15 protein-coding genes and 1 pseudogene are annotated in these 17340 nt (G+C 29.7%); 8 read left to right on the forward strand and 8 right to left on the reverse strand.

The window, feature by feature from the left end:
* Positions 1-6: 6 nt before the first annotated feature.
* Positions 7-1071: a chorismate synthase gene (gene aroC / locus AC34EU_RS04050; protein WP_487533545.1), complete on the forward strand. Its 1065-nt coding sequence runs from the start codon at positions 7-9 to the stop codon at positions 1069-1071.
* Positions 1072-1086: 15 nt separating this feature from the next.
* Positions 1087-2364, forward strand: a complete 1278-nt coding sequence (locus AC34EU_RS04055; protein WP_487533544.1) for a dicarboxylate/amino acid:cation symporter — start codon at positions 1087-1089, stop codon at positions 2362-2364.
* 5 nt (positions 2365-2369) lie between these two features.
* Here AC34EU_RS04055 and AC34EU_RS04060 read toward each other — a convergent pair whose 3' ends face one another.
* Positions 2370-2780 (reverse strand): thiol-disulfide oxidoreductase DCC family protein, encoded by a 411-nt coding sequence (locus AC34EU_RS04060; protein WP_487533543.1) that lies wholly within the window; start codon positions 2778-2780, stop codon positions 2370-2372.
* Positions 2770-4920, reverse strand: coding sequence for an endonuclease MutS2 (locus AC34EU_RS04065; protein ID WP_487533542.1), 2151 nt, complete (start codon positions 4918-4920; stop codon positions 2770-2772). Before AC34EU_RS04065 ends, AC34EU_RS04060 begins: the two co-directional genes overlap by 11 nt.
* A 114-nt stretch (positions 4921-5034) precedes the next feature.
* Here AC34EU_RS04065 and ung point away from each other — a divergent pair, with 114 nt between their 5' ends.
* Positions 5035-5634, forward strand: coding sequence for a uracil-DNA glycosylase (ung, locus tag AC34EU_RS04070; protein WP_487533541.1), 600 nt, complete (start codon positions 5035-5037; stop codon positions 5632-5634).
* Here ung and AC34EU_RS04075 read toward each other — a convergent pair.
* Positions 5631-5981 (reverse strand): translation initiation factor, encoded by a 351-nt coding sequence (locus AC34EU_RS04075; RefSeq protein WP_487533540.1) that lies wholly within the window; start codon positions 5979-5981, stop codon positions 5631-5633. The two genes, ung and AC34EU_RS04075, sit on opposite strands and share 4 nt — an antisense overlap.
* A gap of 78 nt (positions 5982-6059) precedes the next feature.
* On the opposite strand from AC34EU_RS04075, the gene AC34EU_RS04080 reads away from it, so the two are divergent.
* Both AC34EU_RS04080 and AC34EU_RS04085 read left to right on the forward strand, forming a co-directional pair.
* Entirely contained in the window at positions 6060-8195 is a 2136-nt protein-coding gene (locus AC34EU_RS04080) for a M20/M25/M40 family metallo-hydrolase (RefSeq protein ID WP_489696075.1), read from the forward strand.
* A gap of 35 nt (positions 8196-8230) precedes the next feature.
* The gene (locus AC34EU_RS04085; protein WP_487533538.1) at positions 8231-10210 is read left to right on the forward strand and encodes an alpha-ketoacid dehydrogenase subunit alpha/beta; all 1980 of its coding nucleotides are present in this window, start codon (positions 8231-8233) and stop codon (positions 10208-10210) included.
* Positions 10211-10342: 132 nt separating this feature from the next.
* Here the strand turns inward: AC34EU_RS04085 and AC34EU_RS04090 are convergent, their stop codons facing one another.
* The 3 genes from AC34EU_RS04090 to AC34EU_RS04100 all read right to left on the reverse strand — a co-directional run bounded on the left by AC34EU_RS04090 (position 10343) and on the right by AC34EU_RS04100 (position 12339).
* Positions 10343-10657 carry a YbjQ family protein gene (locus AC34EU_RS04090; RefSeq protein WP_487533537.1) on the reverse strand — a complete coding sequence of 105 codons (315 nt, stop codon included), beginning with the start codon at positions 10655-10657 and terminating at the stop codon, positions 10343-10345.
* Entirely contained in the window at positions 10654-11673 is a 1020-nt protein-coding gene (locus tag AC34EU_RS04095; RefSeq protein WP_487533536.1) for an amidohydrolase family protein, read from the reverse strand. Before AC34EU_RS04095 ends, AC34EU_RS04090 begins: the two co-directional genes overlap by 4 nt.
* A gap of 117 nt (positions 11674-11790) precedes the next feature.
* The gene (locus tag AC34EU_RS04100) at positions 11791-12339 is read right to left on the reverse strand and encodes a DUF2911 domain-containing protein (RefSeq protein ID WP_487533534.1); all 549 of its coding nucleotides are present in this window, start codon (positions 12337-12339) and stop codon (positions 11791-11793) included.
* 157 nt (positions 12340-12496) lie between these two features.
* Between AC34EU_RS04100 and AC34EU_RS04105 the strand changes: the two genes are divergently transcribed.
* Positions 12497-13765 (forward strand): amino acid permease, encoded by a 1269-nt coding sequence (locus AC34EU_RS04105; protein WP_489696076.1) that lies wholly within the window; start codon positions 12497-12499, stop codon positions 13763-13765.
* A gap of 14 nt (positions 13766-13779) precedes the next feature.
* Positions 13780-14865, forward strand: a complete 1086-nt coding sequence (locus tag AC34EU_RS04110) for an aromatic ring-hydroxylating oxygenase subunit alpha (protein WP_487533531.1) — start codon at positions 13780-13782, stop codon at positions 14863-14865.
* Between the two features lie 236 nt (positions 14866-15101).
* Here the strand turns inward: AC34EU_RS04110 and AC34EU_RS04115 are convergent.
* Both AC34EU_RS04115 and AC34EU_RS04120 read right to left on the reverse strand, forming a co-directional pair.
* A pseudogene (locus AC34EU_RS04115) lies at positions 15102-15212 on the reverse strand (T9SS type A sorting domain-containing protein); the annotation flags it as partial.
* Between the two features lie 67 nt (positions 15213-15279).
* Positions 15280-15717 carry a DoxX family protein gene (locus AC34EU_RS04120; protein WP_487533530.1) on the reverse strand — a complete coding sequence of 146 codons (438 nt, stop codon included), beginning with the start codon at positions 15715-15717 and terminating at the stop codon, positions 15280-15282.
* Between the two features lie 30 nt (positions 15718-15747).
* On the opposite strand from AC34EU_RS04120, the gene AC34EU_RS04125 reads away from it, so the two are divergent.
* Positions 15748-17160: a serine hydrolase domain-containing protein gene (locus AC34EU_RS04125; protein ID WP_487533529.1), complete on the forward strand. Its 1413-nt coding sequence runs from the start codon at positions 15748-15750 to the stop codon at positions 17158-17160.
* The last annotated feature ends 180 nt before the right edge of the window (positions 17161-17340 follow it).

A 17340-nucleotide genomic window follows, 5' to 3' on the forward strand; every position in this document is an offset into this window, starting at 1 on the left:
TTAATTATGGCAGGCAATAGCTTTGGAAACATATTTAGGCTTACATCTTATGGTGAATCTCATGGACCAGCCATAGGTGGTATATTAGATGGATGTCCTTCTGGTATTAATATAGATATTGAAAAAATACAACATGATTTAGATAGACGAAAACCCGGCCAATCAGCTATTGTAACTCAAAGAAAAGAAGCAGATGAAGTAAATTTTCTATCTGGTATTTTTGAAGGCAAAACTACTGGAACACCAATATCATTTGTAATATATAACACCAATCAAAAATCAAAAGATTATAATCATATAAAAGAGAGCTATCGACCTTCGCATGCTGATCTTGTTTATGATAAAAAATATGGACATAGAGATTATAGAGGGGGTGGAAGAAGTTCTGCAAGAGAAACTGCCGCTAGGGTAATTGCAGGTGCAATTGCAAAGCAATTTTTAAGTTCTATAAGATTTACTGCATATGTAAAATCAGTCGGTTCTATTGAATTAAATAAACCATATCAAGAGCTTGATTTAAATAATATTGAATCAAACCCAGTAAGATGCCCTGATAAAGAAATAGCTTCAAAAATGGAGGCTTACATAAAAGATATAAAAAAAGAGGGTAATACAATTGGAGGAGTTATAAGGTGTATAATTCAAAATGTGCCTATAGGTCTTGGTGAACCAGTTTTTGATAAATTACATGCCCAGCTAGGTAAAGCGATGCTTTCTATTAACGCTGTAAAAGGTTTTGAGTATGGAAGTGGGTTTTCAGGCACTAAACTCAAAGGAAGTCAGCACAATGATTTATACAATAATGACGGATCGACTAAGTCCAACCTATCTGGTGGGATACAAGGTGGAATATCAAATGGAATGGATATTTATTTTGATGTTGCATTTAAACCAGTTGCAACTATAATGCAAAATCAAGAAACAATTAATAAAAAAGGAGAAAAAATCACAATGGAAGGTAAAGGAAGACACGATCCATGTGTTGTCCCTAGAGCTGTTCCTATTGTGGAAGCAATGGCTGCGATAACCCTTGCTGATTTTGTTTTATTAAATCGTACTATTAAATTATAGAATAATAAAATAATTATGAGAAATTTAGCTTTACACTGGAAAATTATTATTGGAATGATTTTAGGAGTTGCCATAGGAGGTCTAGCTTCTTTGGTTCCCTGGGGAAGTGGTTTTGTGTCAGACTGGATTAAACCGTTTGGAACAATGTTTATTAATTCATTAAAATTAATTGCAATGCCACTAATATTAGCCTCATTAATTAAGGGGGTATCTGATTTAAAAGACATATCTAAATTATCAAAAATAGGAGGAAGAACGATTGCAATCTATCTTTGTACAACTGTTTTAGCTGTTTTAATTGGCTTAGTACTTGTAAATACAATATCACCTGGTAATAGCATAAAAGAGAGTACAAGAAATGAATTAATGTCGGCTTATGAAACTGATGCCGCAAAAAAGCAATCTGCTGCTGCTAAACAACAAGAAAGCGGTCCCCTTCAAGCATTAGTTGATATAGTACCAAGTAATATTTTCGATGCTACAACTAATAATAGAAATATGCTTCAGGTCATATTTTTTGCACTTTTTTTTGGAATTGGAATAATATTAATTCCAGAAGAAAAGTCCAGACCTGTAAAGGCTTTCTTTGATTCTTTTAATTCAGTTATTCTTAAATTAATAGATATTATAATGCTAGCTTCTCCATATGGTGTTTTTGCGCTATTAGCGGCTCTTGTTGTAGAATCTCCAAGTCTTGATTTATTTAAAGCTCTTGGTGCTTATTCTTTAACTTTAGTTTTTGGATTAGCTTTAATGATTGTGATATATATTATTTTAGTTAAAGTTTTTACTGGTGTAAGTCCAAAATATTTCATGAGCGGTATTGCCCCAGCTCAATTACTTGCTTTTTCGACTAGTTCAAGTGCTGCAACCTTGCCAGTTACAATGGAGAGAGTTGAAAAACATTTAGGAGTAGATAAAGAGGTTTCAAGTTTTGTCTTACCAATCGGAGCAACTATAAATATGGATGGTACAAGCTTATATCAAGCTGTTGCAGCTGTGTTTATTGCTCAAGCCTTTGGTTTAGGTTTATCAATTGAAGTTCAATTAGGAATAATTTTAACTGCAACGTTAGCCTCTATAGGAGCTGCAGCTGTTCCAGGCGCAGGAATGGTTATGTTAGTTATCGTGTTAGGCCAAGCAGGAATTCCAGAAGCTGGATTAGCACTTATATTTGCTGTTGACAGACCTTTGGATATGTGCAGGACAATAACAAATGTTACAGGAGATGCAGCAGTATCAATGTTAGTTGCAAAGTCTGTAGGTAAATTAAAAAAAGAAAAAACTTCTTAATAATTTTATAGAATTAATCTTGACAGAACTTGCTTACTCGGAATCTCACAATTATCATATCTTTTATATATGAAATATCTTGTCCTAGCAATTAGTCTATATATAATGTTAGAAAATGCTTTGGGAGTAATCATTAATAGATAATATAGAAAATTATATATTTCAAGATGTTTTAATAGTTCATAAATAGCTTTAGAATAAATAAAAGGTTTATTTTTTGGAATATAAAAAATGACTGTATCAAATTCAACTAGATTGTTTTTTGAAATAAAAGCTTTTCCAAACTTCCCCTGTATTGGGGCAAAATAAAGTTTATTGCTTATGTCTTTTTTAATTGCATATCTAATCCAATAATGACATAGTGGACAATGCCCATCATAAAAAATAATCGATTTATCTATATAATTATTTGACATATTCTAATTGATCAATATCGACTTGCGTTGTAAATTTACCATAATTTACGATTGCTCTATTTTTTTTTATAGAGTCAATTGTTCCAATAGATTTACTGTCAAGAATTCTAACATCATCACCAACTTTTAATATAATGTTTGACTTTTTCTTTGGAATAAGTTTTATTTTCTTTTTTTCAGTTCTAATTTTTTCAATCTTCTTTTCAACCTCAAATTCTATGTTTTTTTTTAATATTATTTGATTTTTTATTAATATTGCTGATCTTTTATTTCGTTTTGAATTTTCTGATTCAATTAATTGAATCACTTCAGAAATCATTGGTCTTTTTTTATTGTTAACAAAGTATTTATCGGCAATTTCATTTACTTTGTTTCCAAGTAAAATCATTTTTTTATTATGATCGTATAATTCCTGATAATTAGTTAATTTGTTTTTCGTTTTTTCATTTAATTCAGCTAATTTGTTTAATTCTTCTTCAGCTATGATTTCCTTTTTCTTTAAAGATATTCCAGTTTTAGCCATAGAACTTCTTTCTTTTTGGAGCTTAGCAATAGTAGCGTCAAACCTTACTTTTCCTCTCTCAATTTTCTTTTTTGCTCTATTTATTAAACTATATGGAAGACCATTTTTTTGAGCAACTTCAAATGTAAAAGAGCTACCAGCTTCTCCTAAGACTAATTTATATATGGGCTCAAGTGTATCGCTATTGAATTGCATATTTGCATTTGACATTGCAGGTAATTCATTTGCTAGCAATTTAAGATTAGAATAATGAGTTGTGATTAAACCAAAGGATTCTCTAAAGTAAAACTCTTCTAAAATTACTTCTGCTAAGGCTCCACCAAGTTCGGGATCAGATCCAGTTCCAAATTCATCAATTAAAAATAAAGTGTTTTTGTTACATTTCTTCAAAAAGGTTTTCATATTCTTCAACCTGTAAGAATAAGTACTTAGGTGGTTTTCTATGGACTGATTATCTCCAATATCTGTGAGTATTCTGTCAAAAAAACAAACTCTACTTCGTTCATGTACAGGAATTAATATGCCGCTTTGAATCATCAATTGAAGTAATCCGATTGTTTTAAGAGTAATGCTTTTACCACCAGCATTAGGTCCAGAAATAACAATAATTTTATTTTTACTGTTTAAAAAAATATCTTGGGGATATGTCTTAATCTCTTCAATAATATTTGATCTATATAATAATGGGTGGTAAGCATCAAAAACTTCAATTTCTTGTGAATTTGAAATTTTTGGCATAATTCCATTTATTTCTTGAGCATAACGAGATTTTGAATAGTATAAATCAATATTCACTAAATATGCTTGATAACACTTTAATAATGGCAGGAAAGCTCTGAAATAGTCAGTTAAATAACTTAATATTTTTTTTATTTCTTCATCTTCTTCAAAAAGTAAATTTTGAAGTTCTCTTGATAACTGAAAAGTAGCTTCTGGCTCAATAAAAACGATACTTCCTGTTTTAGAACTACCCATTATCCCTCCTTTAACTTTTCTTCTATACATTGCCTTAACAGCTAAAACTCTTTTATTGTCAATTACAGATTCTCTTATTTCGTCTAAATACTCTAGATTATTGTAATGATTTAAAGACTTATTAAATGATAGACCTATTCGACTCCTAACTTCTTGAGATTTTTTTCTAATTGTATACAAAGTGTCAGATGCATTATTATTAATCTCTCCAAAACGATCAATAATACTATCAACTTCTTTCTTAAGTCCTTTGTTAATTTCAATCTCACTACCTAAGTCAAATAAATTTGGATAATAGCTTTTAAACTTTTTAAAAAATAATAATAATTTATTAACCGTCTCTGAGGTTGATGCAATATTCATAAAAGATTCAATATCAAGAACACTATTTTCAATTTTTAATAATTGAAAAGATTTAACTAATGATTCAAAACCATGATTTGGAATTCTATTCTCATTTTCAAAAGATGATTTATACTCTGAGGTTAGTAATAGTGACCTTATTTTATCTTCATTTTCATCAATTGGTATCATCTTTAATATCAATTCCTTTGCCATTGGAGTAATAGCAAATTGGGAGATTTGACTAAGCACTTCTGTAAATTCTAAATCTTCAAAAGTTTTAGCAGGAATATAGACCATTTGATTTTATTAAATTAGCCATGACAAAAGTAATAAAATCGTGGAGCTGAATATACATCCAAGTTGGGAAAAAATAATTGATAATGAAAAAAAAAAAAATACTTCAAATCACTTATGATTTTTGTTGAATCTAACTATAAAAATAAAACTTGTTATCCACCTATAAATTTAATTTTTAAAGCTTTTAAGATTTGTTCTTTTGACTCCTTAAAAGTTGTTATACTTGGGCAAGATCCTTATCATGGTGAAAATCAAGCCGATGGTTTATCATTTTCAGTTTCTAAAACAACAAAACATCCACCCTCATTAATTAACATCTTTAAAGAGGTTGAAAATGATTTAAAAATTGATTATCCTAAATATGGAAATCTAAATAACTGGGGGAATCAAGGAGTTTTATTATTAAATTCTACATTAACAGTTGAAGAAAACAAACCAGGCAGTCATCAAAAAAAGGGTTGGGAGTTTTTTATAGATCAAATCATAAGATATATTTCAAATAATAAAAATAATGTTGTTTTTATGCTTTGGGGTAATTATTCTAAGATGAAATCCAAATTAATAGATCAATCAAAACATTTAATTTTAACTTCAGGACACCCTTCTCCATTGTCAGCAAATAGAGGTTATTGGTTTGGAAACAAACATTTTAGTAAAACAAATAAATATCTTAATAAAAAAACAGGGAAGACAATACAATGGAAGACTCATTAACCTCCTATTCGCTTAGCCTTATGTCCAATTTTAATCAAATAATTAATAATCTTATCCCTGCAGTTTCCCTGTATAATTATTTCATTATTCTTAACCGTACCCCCTGTCCCAGTATAAGTTTTAATGTTTTTAGCAAGAGATTTTAATGATGGTATATCTCCTTCAAAGCCCTTAATTATTGTGACAACCTTTCCAGCTCTTCCTTTATTAGAAAAGTGAGCTTCTAAATTTTGAATCTTCAATATTTTCTTATCATTAATAAGGTGACCTAATTCAACTTCAGGAGCCAAATTATCAAAACTTATATTCCCAAGTGATTCAAAACTATTTAGCGGCTTTTTTGGCATAAAAAATATTTTATTGAAAATTACAAATTATAGTTAAGTTTTATACATTTATATAAACCCTGTAAATTTTAAAATAATATGTCTTTAAGAATCTTAAAAAAAGTATTTTACTTAATCTTCTTTATTTCAATGATATCTTATTCTCAAGAATCTATAAATAAAGAAAAATTAATTCTAATTGAAACTTTACATGCCTTTTCTAAAATAAACTCTGTTACAGGTAGAGAAGAAGAAGCATCACAATATTTAAAATCTTTTTTAAAAAATAGCAATATAAAAATAGATAAATTAGGAAATCTAATTTTAGAAATTGGCAGTGGACTTCCAAGGACTTTAATAACAGTTCCAATAGATGAACCTGGATATGTTGTTAGCGAAATTAAGTCTAATGGATACATTAAGTACTCTCCTGTTGGTTTTGGTCACATAGGGCAATTATATCATCAATTTATGCAGGGACATGAAGTGAAAATAAATTCAGAAAATAAATTTACTATTGGAGTGTCGACTGTTCCGTCTTCTCACTTTGAAAGACTTAGAAACATTCCTGAATCAAAGAAAGAACCCTATACATGGCACGAAGGATATATTGACATAGGCGCTTCTTCAATTGAAGAGGTGCGTCAAAGTCAAATCGAATTACTAGATCCTATTAGCCTTAATAAAAAACCAATTATAATTAACGATTCATTAATTGCCGGCCCAAATATTAAAATAAAAGCTGCTGGTATAGCATTAGCTTACTTAGCTAAGTTTGTTAATGAAAAAAGTATAAAAGGTAAGTTGGTTTTTGCATGGACAGTTCAAGAGTTAATAAATGGAAAAGGAATTGAATCTGTAATAAATCAATACGGTCCTTTTGAAGAAATATATAGATTTAATCGATTTTTAGATTCAAAAGAAATTGGAAAAAATAAAATTATTATAAATGAAAAATTGGAAAATAATGAATCAAATATTATTAAAGTAAAACCTGTTTTATCATATAGAAATAGCGCTACTAATATTGATTTTGATAAGTTAAAAATTATTGAAGTAGGTCTTCCTAGTAAATATTCAAGTTCTCCAGTAGAAATGATATCAATCAAAGATTTAATAAATTTAATTAACTTTTTAAGAGACAGTCAAAAGATACAGTTAAATGATTTTTCTGATTATTCAATTAAACAAAAAAAGACACAAAAGATATCTTACAATTCTTATTCTAAATATGAATCTATTTTAGGAGAATTAGTAAATAAATATGGGGTTAGTAAATCTGAAAGTTCAGTAAGAAATTTCATTAAAGCTAACCTTCCATCATGGGCCAAACCGATAGTAGATGAAAAAGGTAATTTAATCTTAACATTTGGTGAAGGAGAAAATCATAAAGTTTTTGTGGCACATATGGATGAAACTGGATATGTTGTTAGTGATATTAAAGAAGATGGAAGGTTAGAGTTAAAAATGCTTGGTGGAATGCTTCAATGGCTTTGGGAGGCACAACCTGCAATTATTCATTTAAGGGATAAGAAGATATCAGGAGTTTTTGAACCTAGACATGACTATCTAACTTCAAGAACACGAAAATCAAATCTCCCATTAAGTGTAAATGCAGGATTTTTATCTAAAAGTGAAGCACTGGAGGCTGGAATTATTTTAGGAGAAACAAGCGTGACAATGCCTAAAAAAATGATAAGATTAAATGAAAATAGAGTTACAGGAAGAAGTTTTGATGATAGAGTAGGGTGTGCAGCTTTAATTTTATCTTTAAATGAAATAAACCCTGGAAAATTAAAAAATAAAATAACTTTTGTATGGTCAGTTGAAGAAGAAATAGGATTGAAAGGTGCAAAATATTCAGCTATAAATTTAAAAAATGCTAGCATAGTTCATCCCGTTGACACATATGTGTCTTCAGACGATCCTTATACAGATGAATCATTTGCAAACTGTCCACTAGGAAATGGAGCAGTAATAAGGGTTTTGGAAAGTATAAATTTCGTTAGTCGTGAAAATTTTAAATTGATTAGAAAATTAGCTAATAATAATAATATCAATGTTCAATATGGAATGACTTCAGGCGGAACAGACGGTCAACCATTTTTATCTTATGGTATTCCGTCAGTGCCAATATCTTGGCCTGGAAGATATTCTCATTCCCCAATAGAAATTATGGATTTAAGAGACATGAATAGTTTAGTTAAATTAATTCAAGCTGTAATTGAAGATTAAGAATTAGTATTTTATAAATTTACACAAATTTTAAAATGAATTTTTTTAAAGAAAAATTATCAAATAAAAAACTACTCGAACTTTATAGATCACTTCTTCTTCCAAGGAAAATTGAAGAAAAAATGTTGCTCTTAATAAGACAAGGTAAGGTTTCAAAATGGTTTGGAGGTATTGGTCAAGAAGCCATTTCAGTTGGAGTTACATCTGCTCTTGAAAACGATGAGTATGTTTTACCAATGCATAGAAATTTAGGAGTTTTCACTACCAGAAAAATTGAATTAAAAAAACTTTTTGCTCAATGGCAAGGAAAACCATCTGGTTTTACAAAAGGAAGAGATAGAAGTTTTCATTTTGGAACACAAGATTATAACATAATTGGAATGATATCTCACTTAGGACCTCAGTTTGGAATTGCAAATGGAATTAGTTTGTCTTGTAAAATAAAGAAAGAAAAATCAGTTTGCGCTGTATTTACTGGTGAAGGAGGGACTAGTGAAGGTGATTTTCATGAAGCACTAAACGTTGCTTCTGTATGGAACCTGCCTGTATTATTTTGTATAGAAAACAATGGCTATGGTTTATCTACTCCAACAAAAGAACAGTTTGTATTAAAAAATATTTCTGACAGAGGTATTGCATATTCAATGGATTCACACACAATCGATGGAAATAATATATTAGAAGTCTATTCTAAAGTTAATAAAATTTTAAAGAGTCAACGTAAAAACCCAAGACCAGTCTTAATTGAATTTAAAACATTTAGAATTAGAGGTCATGAAGAGGCGAGTGGAGTTTCTTACGTTCCTGAAAATTTAATGGATGAGTGGAAGCTTAAAGATCCTGTTTCTAATTATGAGAGCTTTTTATTTAAAGAAGGCATATTAAACGAAGAGCTAAAAAACAAAATACATCTAGACATTCACAATGAAATTAAATCAGAATGGGATAGTGCTAATAATTCGTCAGAAGTTGAACCAACTATAAATCATGAATTAGGTGATGTTTATTCTCCAGTATCAAAAGATTCATTAGTTACAGCTAACCAAGAAAGAATAAGTAAAAGATTTGTAGATGTAATTTCAGACACTCATCATGAAGCAATGTTACTAAATGATGATTTGGTTGTTATGGGGCAAGATATTGCTGAATATGGAGGAGTTTTTAAAATAACTAAAGGTCTTTTAAAGAAATATGGGAAAGACAGGGTTAGAAATACTCCTATATGTGAATCTGTAATTGTATCAACCGCATATGGCCTGGCTATTAAAGGTCATAAATCAATAGTAGAAATGCAATTTGCTGACTTTGTTTCAAGTGGTTTTACACCCGTAGTTAATCTATTAGCAAAATCTTATTATAGATGGGGTCAAACTGCTAATGTTGTGATTAGAATGCCATGTGGAGGTGGAGTAGGGGCAGGACCATTTCATTCCCAAAGTAACGAATCATGGTTTACAACTGTTCCTGGTCTTAAAGTTGTATATCCTGCTTTTCCGTTTGAGGCTAAAGGCTTGTTGCATATGGCTATAGATGATCCTAATCCTGTATTATTTTTTGAGCATAAAAAACTTTATAGGTCTATTGAAGAGCCTGTGCCTAATGATAAGTATTCTTTAGAGTTTGGAAAAGCTACTATAAGAAAAAAAGGCGATGAAATAGTTATCATTTCATATGGACTTGGAGTTCATTGGGCTATTGAAGAATCTAATGAACATCCTGATGATAAAATATGTGTGATTGATTTAAATACGCTTGTTCCTTGGGATCAAAATACAGTCTTTGAGATGGTAAAGAAATGTAATAAAGTTATTCTACTTCAAGAAGACAGTATGTTTGGAGGTTATATGGGAGAAATATCTGCTCAAATAGCAGAAAAATGTTTTGAATATCTTGATGGACCCATTATGAGGGTTGGGTCGTTAGATACACCTGTACCATTTGCTTCAAAACTTGAAACACAATATCTACCTAAACAAAGGCTAAAAGAAAAAATTATTGAACTTTTGAATTATTAATTATTCCTTTTTTCAAAGTTTTCCTTTTTTTTATTTTTTACACGTTTAAATATTAAAACAACGATTATTATTCCTAATAAGGAATACAACAAAACATATGGAATTATAATCAAAGGATTCATTCTTGAACTTTTAGTTGACAGTTACAGCAGTTCCATATGCTAATATCTCAGAAGCACCCTGCATTACCATTGAAGTAGTTATTCTAACATTTACAATCGCATTAGCACCCATTTTAATTGCATCTTCTTCCATTCTTTTTAAAGCTTGTTCACGAGAATCTGCTTGAAGTTTTGTATACTCTGAAATTTCTCCACCAATCAGATTTTTCAAACCTGCAAATATGTCCGAGCCAACGTTTCGAGCTCTAACAGTACTTCCACGGGCAATTCCATGAACTTTAGAAATATTTAAGTTAGGTAGGTCAGGGGTATTTACAATTATCATTTTAAAAGGTTTTTATCAATGTTAGGGAAAAGCTTTAAAGCGTTTTCATAATATAAGGATTTTAAAACTGAATCAGGAAGTGAAAGGCCATACATTTTCCAGTGAGCATGACGCTTTCTATAATAGTCAAAATATTCATCATCAGTCTCTAACACTCTAAAATAGGTATAATATTCAGTTACATTATAGGAATCTTTTCCGAAAAGTATTCGATTTTTATATTTAATTAAAAAATTTCTAGCTTTTTTTGGCTGTCTTCCTAATTCAGCAAGAACTGCACCTATTTCTGTCATAACATTTTTATATTTATCCAAATGATCAGATAGAGCATCCAAATCATTAGCCATCCATCCCATATGAGCATTTATGAATGTTGTCTCTGGATTTTTTCTAAAAATATCATGTTGTTCAGACATTACAGTTTCAAATGAAGGATATTTAGAAGAATCTCCTCTGTATCTTCCTGGTTTCTGTCTTAATTCAAGCCATCGCTCATTATATTCATTTTTATCAAACCAAAATGATTCAGGCTCCCCAGAATGTATTAATACTGGAATATTTAATTTTCCACACAGGCTCCATATAGGGTCTAATCGTGGATCGTTTACACTAATTCTATTTCCACTTGAGTCTTTATCTGTTAAACCTAATGATTTATATACTTTAAGACCTATAACTCCTTCTCTAACAGCGTCTTGAATAATTTTTATGTTATTAGATTCAAAATTAGAATCGTCTATTTTTTCAAAATCAATATTTACAAACAAACCAAATCGAGTAGGGGCTGACTCCTTAATGTTTTTAAGTGATTTCTCTAAATATAAACCCCGAAAACCACTCAAATTAATCATATATGCCATATTAAGGCTGTCCATTTCTGAAACAAGGTTATTAAGATTTTTAAGTGGCATATCAAATTGATGATTATGAACATCAATAAATGGAAATTTAGATTTTTTTAATTTAGTTTCTTTAATGTCTAGAGTAGATATTGGAGAGTATTTCTCTATATCCATTACATTGTTTTTTGTTTGTATGTATGAAATAGAAAAATAAACCAAAGAAGTTATTATAAAAATAAAAAAAACTACTTTAATTAAGTTTTTTATGGTAATCCAAATCATTGTATATATCTAAAGATAATTTAATGGGATAAGAACTAATGTTGAATCCCAACGAATTCTAATAGAAGTGCCTAAACTATCATCAATAAAATCAATAGTTAATTGTTCCACAGTTTCAGTCATTTGGTTGGAAGAAACGTTCACTGAAATAAGATCATTATCATAATCTGGTTCCATATAACCAAATGCTCCAGCATCAGTATTTAATGTTATTTTCCAAGAATCTTTATAAGGAACGGCATACATTCGATATTTACCTAAATCAATCAATCGTCCAGCAAAGAATATGGATTCATTTGTTTCAAATGTAGTTGCAAAATTAGCTCCCAATCTCCAATAATTGTTAAAGGGAACTAATGCACCATCAGATAATTCGCCAAATATTAGTCTTTCCTTCTTAAAAGGACGACTATAATCAACTTCCATAACCAATGACTCTTTTACTAATTCAGAAGAACCTCTTGGACTAGCTGGATTTAAAAATGACACATATATCAATCCACATATAATGATAAGGAATAAAACTCCAACAATTTTTAAAATTTTTGATACTTTCATAAATATATATTTATTAGTAATGCAATTTACATATTATTTAAGGGTGGGAGATGTATTTGTAGAAACAAATTCTATTTTACATAATATAAATTATAGACTATTTAAATGAATCGCTCATATCATATAAATAGTACTATATTGAAGTATAATTCGTACAATGAAGGATGATAAATTAGGATTATGGTCTAGTACTTCCCTAGTTATTGGAAATATGGTTGGTTCTGGTATATTCTTACTTCCTGCATCCTTAGCTATATATGGTACAATAAGTATAATTGGTTGGCTGTTTTCTTCTGTGGGTGCTATTTTATTAGCATTAGTATTCGGAGAGTTATCTAAAATTTCAAATAAAAATCCTGGTGGACCATATTATTACACAAGGAAATCATTTGGAGATTTACCTGCATTTCTTGTTGCTTGGGGCTATTGGATTTCTATTTGGTGTACAAATGCAGCTATTACTGTTGCTTTACTTGGATATTTAGGTGTATTATTTCCAGAACTTAACTCCAATCCAATATTATCAATTTGTACAGGATTATTTTTTATTTGGTTTTTTACATGGATAAATTCAAGAAAAATAAACACTATTGGTCTTGTTCAGACTGTTACAACTGCACTAAAAATTATTCCAATAGTCTTTATAGGCTTTATAGGCTTATTTTATATTGATTTCAGTAATTTTTATCCTTTTAATGCCTCAGATCAATCTAATTTTGAAGCTATAACTGCAACAACAACTTTAACTTTTTTCGCCTTTTTAGGCATGGAAAGTGCGACTATACCTAGTGATAAAGTAAATAATGCAAGTCAAACAATCAAAAAAGCTACTATTTATGGTACATTATTTACCATAATTATATATCTGATGAGTACTATCTCTATAATGGGATTAATACCTCTTGATGATTTAGCTAATTCAAATGCTCCTTTTGCTGACGCTGCAGAAATAATTTCAGGTAGTTTTTCTAGAAAAATTGTTGCCATTGGTGCAGTTATCGCTACCATGGGTGCTTTAAATGGATGGATCCTTATTCAAGGACAAATTCCAATGTCAGCTTCTATTGACGGGTTGTTTCCTGAGATATTTGGGAAGAAAAACAGTAACAACTCCCCTATTTCAGGAATTATAATCTCCAGTATTTTAATCTCATTTCTTTTACTTTTTAACTTCTCTAAAACTCTGGTTGAAGCCTTTACCTTCATGATTAAATTATCTACTTTATCAGTTATAACTCCATATTTATTTTCCACAGCTTGTCTGGCTCTTTTATCAAAGACCAATAATTTTAGACTAATAATTTCTTTTTTAGCATTTATTTTTTCAATTTGGATAATAATTGGTTGTGGAATTGAAACTGTAACCTTAGGTTTTATTATGTTACTAACCGGTATTCCTTTTTATTTTTGGTTGAAAAGGAAATAAACAATTATAAGAAAATGGAAAAATACTACATAAACCCAAATATTGAAGAAGCTGAAACCTTACCTTCCTCTTTTTACAGAAGTAAAAAGGTTTTCAAAAAAGTCAAAAAAAATATTTTTCTAAAAGCTTGGCATTTTGTTGGAGATGAAAACAGCCTAATTCCTTTAAGTAAAAGTGCTTATCCATTCATATTGTTGGATAATTTCTTGAGTGAACCCATGGTTTTAGTCAGAGATAACAACGATAAAATAAAGTGTTTTTCTAATGTCTGCACCCACAGGGGGAACATCGTAATTAGTGATCCTGGTAAGTATAAGAGTTTAACATGTGGCTATCATGGAAGAAAATTTGATTTAAATGGAAAATTTAAATCAATGCCAGAATTTCAAAAAACAAAAGATTTTCCAAGAGCCTGTGATCATTTACATGAATTTAAGATAGAAAAGTTAGGTCCATTTTTATTTGCAGGTGTTAATCCTGAATTTGAACTAAGTGATACATTTAAAATAATGAAAGAAAGAATTGGCTTTCTTCCAATTAACCAATTCAAGTTAGATACTAATAAAAGCAAAGATTACTTGGTTAATTCAAATTGGGCTTTATATTGTGATAATTTTCTAGAAGGATTTCATATTCCATTTGTTCATGATGACCTCAATGATGTTTTAGATTATGGAGATTATAAGACACTTACATATGACAAAATGAACCTTCAAATTGGATACACAGACTCAAGTGAAGAAGTCTTTGATCTTCCTTTAAACCATCCAGATAATGGTAAAAATGTAGCTGCATATTATTACTGGGTATTTCCAAATATGATGTTTAATTTTTATCCTTGGGGGCTTTCTGTCAATATAGTAAAACCTATTTCAATAAATCAAACTAGAGTTTCATTTAGATCCTATGTTTATGATGAATCCAAGTTAAATAATGGTGCTGGAGCAGTATTAGACAAGGTGGAACGAGAAGATGAGTTTGTTGTTGAAGGTGTTCAAAAAGGTCTAAATTCTAGTTTCTATAAAGCTGGTCGCTTTTCTCCCACCCGTGAAAAAGGGGTACATCATTTTCACAAGTTACTGGCTGAGTTTATAAATTAATATGTATCTGTTTTCTTTTGAATAAGACTTCTCTGCGTTTTTATTTAAAAAAATCACTCTTCTCCTCCCATGTATCTCCTCCTCCACCCTTAACGGTTGGGGAATATCCCGTTTCAGAACTAATGAGAGTTTTAATATTCATTTGAAATTCATCTATTATAAAGGTGATTTCTTTGGAATCTAGATTAGATATTAATTTTCATTCAGTTATACTGTGGATTAGTTATTCAGGTAATTTATTTTTTAATAATTTTAATGGATTTACTTACTGTACGACCCTGAATTTGAATAATATATATTCCATTATTAAATGAAGATAGATCTACATCAATTTTTCTCGAACTAGAAACTGACCTTAATTGGTCAGAAGAAGTAACTTTTTCATCTTCTTAAAAGTAAGAAAATTAAAAACAATTAGACTTTAGTCCGTTTTTTTCTGTTTATTAAATAATATAATCCTCCTGTTGACCATAAAGTCCATAGTACCAATATAGGCTGAAAAAACAAACGGAATAATCGCTTGGAATCAGTGTTTAAACCAAAAGCATCTATATTATTTACATATTGATTGATATTACCAGGGAAAATTAAAATATAAAAAATTGCCAAGCTAATACCTGTTATTACTTTTAGTTTTCCACCCAAGACCATCAAAGCTCCTAAAATAATTTCTACAACTCCTGATGCAAGTATTACAAAATCCATTAAATTTTCTTCATTAGTTATCCAAGTAGGTACTTGCGCTTGAAATTCAATTCTACTAAAGGTTAAATGTCCAATACCAATATATAGCATAGCTAAGCCTAAAAGAACTCTAAAAATATTTTGTAAGGTGATTGTTTTTATTTGCATATTTTTATAAATATAAAAAATTATATTCTTATGAAGAACTGTTTTCTAGCACTACTACTCTCTTCTTTTATGTTTTATTCGTTTGGACAAATTAAAGAAAGTCAATCCATAGACAATATTTTTATGGAATGGAACAAACCTAATACACCAGGGGCTGCAATAGGAATTGTTAAAAATGGTAATCTTATTTATTCTAATGGGTATGGAATTGGTGACTTAGAACATGATATAGAAATAACTCCATCATCTGTTTTCTATATTGGTTCCGTTTCAAAACAATTTGTGACGTTTAGCATTTTACTCCTTGAAGAACAAGGAAAATTAAATCTTGATGATAAAATTCAAAAATACTTGCCAGATTTTCCAGAATACGATACTCCTCTAACTATTCGGCATTTTATTCACCATACTAGTGGTGTTCGAGACTATTTAACTTTAATGTATTTAAAAGGTAGGAGCTATTTAGATAAAACAGATAAAAATGAAGTCTATGAACTTATAAAAAAGCAGAAAGAATTAAATTTCTCACCTGGAGAAAAATATTTGTATAGTAATTCTTGTTATTTTATGCTTGCAATGATAATTGAAAAGGCATCTGGTCAGTCATTAAAAATATTTGCATATGAAAATATTTTTGAGCCTTTAGGAATGAAAAATTCACTTTTTTATGATGACAATACTGATCTGATTAAAAATCGAGTATTTAGTTATAAAAAGAAAAATAACAAAGAAGGTTTTGATAATTTAATCATGAGATTTGATCTTGTTGGTTCGGGTGGAGTATATTCTAATATAGAAGACTTGTTTTTATGGGATCAGAATTTTTATAATAATAAACTTGGAAATGGAGGGCAAAAGATCATCAATAAAATGCATGAAGAAGGTCTATTAAATAATACGGAAAGCAGTGGTTATGCTTTTGGATTGAATATTGGAGTTTACAGGGGACTCAAAACGGTTAGTCACGGAGGATCACTAGCTGGTTATCGGGCTCAATTAATGCGATTCCCAGAGGAGAAAACTTCTATAATCATATTAGCCAACAGAGGGGATTCAAATCCAACAGACAAAACACTTCAGGTAGCGGACGTAATTCTTGAAAATGAATTTTCCGAAAAACCTCAAAAGAAAAAAGACAATACGGTACAAAACAGTACGAATAATTCAAAGAAGATTTTTCCAAAACAATTAATTGGTGAATTAAAAGATTACACTGGAAATTTTTACAGTGAAGAATTAGACTTTAACTACCTGGTAATCCTTAGAGATGGAAAGTTGAAAGTTGAAATTTCAAATTATAAAGCACAAGACCTTATAAAATTTGGCATTGATACATTTAACATAGACAATGGCATAATTCATTTTAAAAGAGAAAACAAAGTAATTGTAGGTTTTGAACTTGATGCTGGAAGAGTAACTAATTTGAAATTTGAAAAAACATAATTAAAAATACCTAAACTTAATAATATAGTAAATATATATAGAATCTTAATTAAGAGGTTAAAAATCAACTAATTAATCACAAGTTCCCCATATAGGTTTGTTGGTATCTGTTAATTCTGAACCAGTAGAGAACTGAGATGGTACAGATGAAATGTTAGAAACACACCACCCTGTTAAATC

The organism is Candidatus Marivariicella framensis, assembly GCF_982709265.1.

What these genes read in the sequence shown, in the direction of transcription:
- aroC (WP_487533545.1), top strand. Translation starts at nt 7, where the DNA reads ATGGCAGGCAATAGCTTTGGAAACATATTTAGGCTTACATCTTATGGT.
- AC34EU_RS04055 (WP_487533544.1), top strand. Translation starts at nt 1,087, where the DNA reads ATGAGAAATTTAGCTTTACACTGGAAAATTATTATTGGAATGATTTTA.
- AC34EU_RS04060 (WP_487533543.1), bottom strand. Translation starts at nt 2,780, where the DNA reads ATGTCAAATAATTATATAGATAAATCGATTATTTTTTATGATGGGCAT.
- AC34EU_RS04065 (WP_487533542.1), bottom strand. Translation starts at nt 4,920, where the DNA reads ATGGTCTATATTCCTGCTAAAACTTTTGAAGATTTAGAATTTACAGAA.
- ung (WP_487533541.1), top strand. Translation starts at nt 5,035, where the DNA reads ATGATTTTTGTTGAATCTAACTATAAAAATAAAACTTGTTATCCACCT.
- AC34EU_RS04075 (WP_487533540.1), bottom strand. Translation starts at nt 5,981, where the DNA reads ATGCCAAAAAAGCCGCTAAATAGTTTTGAATCACTTGGGAATATAAGT.
- AC34EU_RS04080 (WP_489696075.1), top strand. Translation starts at nt 6,060, where the DNA reads ATGTCTTTAAGAATCTTAAAAAAAGTATTTTACTTAATCTTCTTTATT.
- AC34EU_RS04085 (WP_487533538.1), top strand. Translation starts at nt 8,231, where the DNA reads ATGAATTTTTTTAAAGAAAAATTATCAAATAAAAAACTACTCGAACTT.
- AC34EU_RS04090 (WP_487533537.1), bottom strand. Translation starts at nt 10,657, where the DNA reads ATGATAATTGTAAATACCCCTGACCTACCTAACTTAAATATTTCTAAA.
- AC34EU_RS04095 (WP_487533536.1), bottom strand. Translation starts at nt 11,673, where the DNA reads ATGGATATAGAGAAATACTCTCCAATATCTACTCTAGACATTAAAGAA.
- AC34EU_RS04100 (WP_487533534.1), bottom strand. Translation starts at nt 12,339, where the DNA reads ATGAAAGTATCAAAAATTTTAAAAATTGTTGGAGTTTTATTCCTTATC.
- AC34EU_RS04105 (WP_489696076.1), top strand. Translation starts at nt 12,497, where the DNA reads ATGAAGGATGATAAATTAGGATTATGGTCTAGTACTTCCCTAGTTATT.
- AC34EU_RS04110 (WP_487533531.1), top strand. Translation starts at nt 13,780, where the DNA reads ATGGAAAAATACTACATAAACCCAAATATTGAAGAAGCTGAAACCTTA.
- AC34EU_RS04120 (WP_487533530.1), bottom strand. Translation starts at nt 15,717, where the DNA reads ATGCAAATAAAAACAATCACCTTACAAAATATTTTTAGAGTTCTTTTA.
- AC34EU_RS04125 (WP_487533529.1), top strand. Translation starts at nt 15,748, where the DNA reads ATGAAGAACTGTTTTCTAGCACTACTACTCTCTTCTTTTATGTTTTAT.